The following is a 4,953-nucleotide window of genomic DNA, read 5'->3' as shown; positions in this document are numbered from 1 at the left end:
GAACCCACTCGGAAGCCAGACGCCGCTCTCCCTGGGCATCCGTGACATAGATATTCTCTCGGAACCGAATGACATAGCCAAACCCCAGCTCATCAAGGAACTGATAGAGCTTGTGATCCCCAAACCGGCGGTCCGCCACCACCGTGACCTCAACCCCCGCGGGCATGACCTTGCGCAGTCGCTGACCCGAGAAGTTGAGCCTGTTTTCGGTGCGAACGTTGGCGAAACGAACTGGCGTCAAAAGGACGTTCCTTTTGGCGTAAAGCTCGAAAATGCTTCCGGTTCGGCTTCCAGCGCTACGAAAAGCTTGCAGTGGTAGCTTTGCCGCATCTCATCGGAGCGCGAGGTCTGGCACTTGACTACATCGGGGCGTTTAAGCCTGATAGGTCAGAGGTAATCGAATCCTGGTGAACTAAGCACGAAGAGCGCTAACAAAGCCATGGAGCCCGACGCGTAACGCGCGCGGCTAATGGCTGGCGTTCGGTGGCGGTCGGACTCGAACCACTTGACGTGCGTCTCGCTGGGGAACAGCGAGTGCCAGTACCGACTGACCGGAAGCGATTTGAACGCGAGTACGAGGCATGGCTGCACCGGGTCGGTTGGCGACGGTGAGGTCCTGCGCCCGGGAGGGAGCCGCCGAACCCGCCGCTGCAGCCGACCGCTGAGAAGATCGGCAGCCGAGCGGCAAATCGTTGGGCTTAAAAAAGCACGAAAGCAGTAACAGCGAAGGCTACGTAGCCCGCATCGACGGTGAAGGCGGCCGATAGCCCATGGGCTCTCATCGAACGCCATTAGGGAACCGCCATACCCAGGCCCTGCCGGGTTGGCAAGGTGGGTGGCTGCACCCAGCCAAAGCACGAGGGTCCCGTCAGCAATGTCGCTGTGAGTCATCAGCGCTTCATTGGGAACCCATCGCCGCTTGTCTTCAGAGCTCCGTGGTGGGATACTTCAGGCACCTTGGCTCAATCGGGTAGCCGGGGGTGTTTAGCCCCCAGCCCCCACAACAACCCGCATGCGGGTCCGCACGGGGCGTTTCCTTCGAGGTTTTTCCATCGAGGCTTACAGCAGCAAGATGAATCTTTCCGCTTCAAAGCGGAGACTGAGCCTTCTATGCGGTTTCTGTCCGTCGGCTCGCACCTTTGCGCTCGGGCTTCCTTCAGACGACCCCTCACGAGGCTGCCCTTGCCCTCGGCTAGTAGTTGCATTTGTCCTACAATAGGACATTACCGGGCTCCTACAGGGGACTTTCACCCCATAAGTTCATGCCCATGTCGGGCGTACACAACCCGTTTGAAACCCACCGCTACCGATCACGATCCGACACCGGCCGGTGCGCGCGGCGCCCGCATCCCGGTCTTGACCGAGGTGGTGAGCCTGGGCCGCGATGGCAAGGCGGGCGGTGCCAACCCGCCCGCCGCGCACGTGGATCACACCGCCGACGCCGACGATGCGGCCCTGGAGGCGCTCTGGGAGCGCGTGGCCCACGAGGTCCGCACCGGCATGCACGAGGCCGGGGAGCGGCTGGCGGTACGTATCATCGGCGAGATCAAGGCGGAATTGACGGCGTTTCTACGCCAGCATTGCGCTCCCAGCCCGGCCGCGGATAGAGCGGCCAGCGCGCGGTCGGAGGGCGCGGACCTGCACCAGGGCGCCGCCGGCCCGGACGACGCCGGGCGCTCACCCATGGACAAGACCTACGAGCCCCATGCTATCGAGCGGCGCTGGTACGAGCACTGGGAGCGGCGCGGCTGGTTCGCCGCGAGCGGCACCGGCCGGCCCTATTGCATCATGCTACCGCCACCCAATGTCACGGGCAGCCTGCACATGGGCCACGCCTTTCAGGACACCCTGATGGATTGTCTGATCCGGTTCCATCGCATGCGCGGTGACCGGACGCTGTGGCAATGCGGGACCGACCATGCCGGGATCGCGACCCAAATGGTGGTGGAGCGGGCACTCGCCGAGTCGGGCCGGACGCGCGTAGAGATGGGGCGCGAGGCCTTTACCGCGGCCGTGTGGGATTGGAAGCAGCGCTCCGGGGACACCATCACGCGCCAGCTTCGGCGCCTCGGCACCTCCATGGACTGGTCGCGCGAGCGCTTCACGCTGGATCCGGCCCTGTCGCGGGCCGTCACCGAGGTGTTCGTGCGCCTTCATGACGAGGGGCTCGTCTATCGCGGCCAACGCCTGGTGAACTGGGACCCGGTGCTGCACACGGCGATCTCGGACCTCGAGGTCCAGGCGACCGAGGAGATGGGCCGGCTCTGGCACATCCGCTATCCACTCTCCTCGGGCAAGGGCCACCTCGTGGTCGCGACCACGCGCCCCGAGACGATGCTCGGCGACGTCACGGTCGCCGTGCACCCCGACGACGACCGTTACCGGCGGTATATCGGAAAGATGCTGGATCTGCCCTTGACGGGCCGCACGATCCCGGTGATCGCCGATGAGGTGGTGGACAAGGAGTTCGGCTCGGGCTGCTTGAAGATCACCCCGGCCCACGACTTCAACGACTACGAGGTGGGCCGTCGCCATGGCCTTCCGAGCATCAACATCTTCACCGCCGATGCCTGCATCAACGACCAGGGACCGCCGGCCTACGTGGGGCTCCATCGCGACGAGGCGCGCCGGCGGATCGTCGCGGATCTGGAGGACGCCGGGCTCTTGGAGCAAGTCCAGCAACACAAGCTCATGGTGCCGCGCGGCGATCGCAGCGGCGCCGTCATCGAACCCTACCTGACCGACCAATGGTTCGTACGTACCGAGCCGCTCGCCGCCCCGGCCATGGCGGCGGTCGAGGACGGCCGCATCCGCTTCGTCCCTTCGGTGTGGGCCAAGACCTATTTCGAATGGATGCGAAACATCGAGGACTGGTGCATCTCGCGCCAGCTCTGGTGGGGCCATCGCATCCCGGCCTGGTACGACCCCGAGGACAATGTCTACGTCGGCCGCCACGAAGCCGAGGTACGCGCCCGGTACGGCATCGCCGAGGACATCCCCCTGCGCCAGGATCCGGATGTCCTCGACACCTGGTTCTCCTCGGCGCTGTGGCCGTTCTCGACCTTGGGCTGGCCCGACGACACCCCCGACCTTCGGACCTTTTATCCCACCAGCGTGCTGGTCACCGGCTTCGACATCATCTTCTTCTGGGTCGCGCGCATGGTCATGATGGGGCTCAAATTCATGGGCAATGTCCCGTTCCGGGAGGTGTACATCCACGGGCTCGTGCGCGACCAGGACGGGCAGAAGATGTCGAAGTCCAAGGGCAACATCCTCGATCCCATCGACCTCATCGACGGCATCGATCTGGCGTGCCTCATCGCCAAGCGCACCACGGGCCTCATGCAGCCCAAGGACGCCCCCAAGATCGAGAAGGCCACCCGCCGCCAGTTCCCTCACGGGATACCGGCCTACGGGACCGACGCCCTGCGCTTTACGTTCGCCGCGCTCGCGACCCAAGGCCGCGACATCCGCTTCGACCTCGGGCGCATCGAGGGCTATCGGAACTTCTGCAACAAGCTCTGGAACGCCGCCCGCTACGTCCAGAGCGCGACCGCGGGAGCGGTGCTCGATCCCGGCGAGGCGCGCGAGTCGGGGCTCGCGGAGCGCTGGATCCTGACCCGCCTGGAGCAGGGGAAGAATGCGATCCTGGAGGGCTTCGAGGGCTATCGCTTCGACCTCGCGGCACAGGCGATCTACGCCTTCGTGTGGGATGAGTACTGCGATTGGTATCTGGAGTGGAGCAAGGTCGTGCTCCAGGATGGACGCTCCGAGCCCTTGCGGAACGGGACGCGCGCCACCCTGCTCGAGGTCCTGGAGACGGTCCTGCGCCTGTGCCATCCCTTCATGCCGTTCATTACCGAGGCGCTCTGGCAGCGCGTCGCGCCGCGCCTTGGCATCGCGGGGGACAGCGTCATGCTGGCCCCCTACCCCGAGCCCGATGGCGCGCGGGCCGATCCCGAGGCCGTCGTGGCCTTCGAGTTCCTGCAGGCCTTTATCCTGGGGGTGCGCCGCATCCGTGCCGAGTTCGATCTACCACCCGGCAAACCGCTCCGGGTCCTGGTCCATCAGGGCTCCAAGCTCGAACACCGCTGGCTGGATGAGAACCGCGCGGAGGTGATGCCGATCGGGCGCATCGAATCCATCGAGCCCCTCGAGGCCGAGCCCGCACCCGACATGGCGGTGGCACTCGCCGGCGCCACCCAGATCCTGGTCCCGCTCGCAGGCCTCATCGAGCGCGACAAAGAGCTCAGGCGCCTCGACACCGAGATCGAAAAGCTCGTGCGCGACCACGCGCGCTCGCGCGACAAGCTCGCCAACATCAATTACCTGGAGCGCGCCCCGGCCGAGGTGGTGGCGCGCGAGCAAAGCCGCTCCGCCGAGATCGAGGCCGCGATCCAACACCTGCGCGAACAGCGCAAGCGGGTGGAGTCGCTAAGCTAGGGGCCGCACGGCAGATACGATACTATTCTTTAGCTTCTACTTCCGGACCGCCATACAATCGTCAGGTGGAGTTCGAATGGGACATTAGAAAGCGACGGCCAATCTCCGAAAACACCGCGTCAGCTTCGAAGAGGCTTCTTCTGTGTTCGGCGACCCGCTCGCGGTCACCTTTCACGACCCTGATCACTCCGTCGGTGAAGTCCGCTGGCTGACCTTCGGGGTGTCACGAAGTGGTGTGCTGTTAGTGGCGTCGCATACTCAACGCGGCAAACGTGTTCGGCTCATAGGTGCTCGTCGCGCGATCCGAGCAGAAAGGAAAATTTATGAAGAAGGCTAAATCCGCGGTCGGCGATGAGCTTCGGCCCGAGTACCGCCGAGAAGACCTAGTGTAGTGTCCCTTGAATAACTTTACAGATTATCCCTTCTTGTTTTTCCCTCGGGGTCCCATGTGAGGACTCCCACTTTTCGAGCTGCGTCCGTTCAGCCGTTTCAACTCGATCGACAGCCTCG

The 4,953-nt window shown here is 64.4% G+C and carries 2 protein-coding genes and 1 pseudogene; 2 read left to right on the top strand and 1 reads right to left on the bottom strand.

Features of this window, described 5'->3' with window-relative positions; all coding sequences use genetic code 11:
- The coding region (locus M3461_05240) for a hypothetical protein (GenBank protein ID MDQ3773794.1) at positions 1 to 241 on the bottom strand (241 nt) is incomplete at its 3' end.
- 1,442 nt (positions 242 to 1,683) lie between these two features.
- Between M3461_05240 and M3461_05235 the strand changes: the two genes are divergently transcribed.
- Positions 1,684 to 4,443: a valine--tRNA ligase gene (locus M3461_05235; protein MDQ3773793.1), complete on the top strand. Its 2,760-nt coding sequence runs from the start codon at positions 1,684 to 1,686 to the stop codon at positions 4,441 to 4,443.
- 65 nt (positions 4,444 to 4,508) lie between these two features.
- A pseudogene (locus tag M3461_05230) lies at positions 4,509 to 4,780 on the top strand (BrnT family toxin).
- Positions 4,781 to 4,953 lie beyond the last annotated feature (173 nt).

The sequence above is a fragment of the Pseudomonadota bacterium genome (assembly GCA_030860485.1).
Classification (GTDB): Bacteria; Pseudomonadota; Gammaproteobacteria; order JACCXJ01; family JACCXJ01; genus JACCXJ01.
Note: the sequence above shows the minus strand (reverse complement) of the source record. Positions and strands in the feature narration are given on the sequence as shown.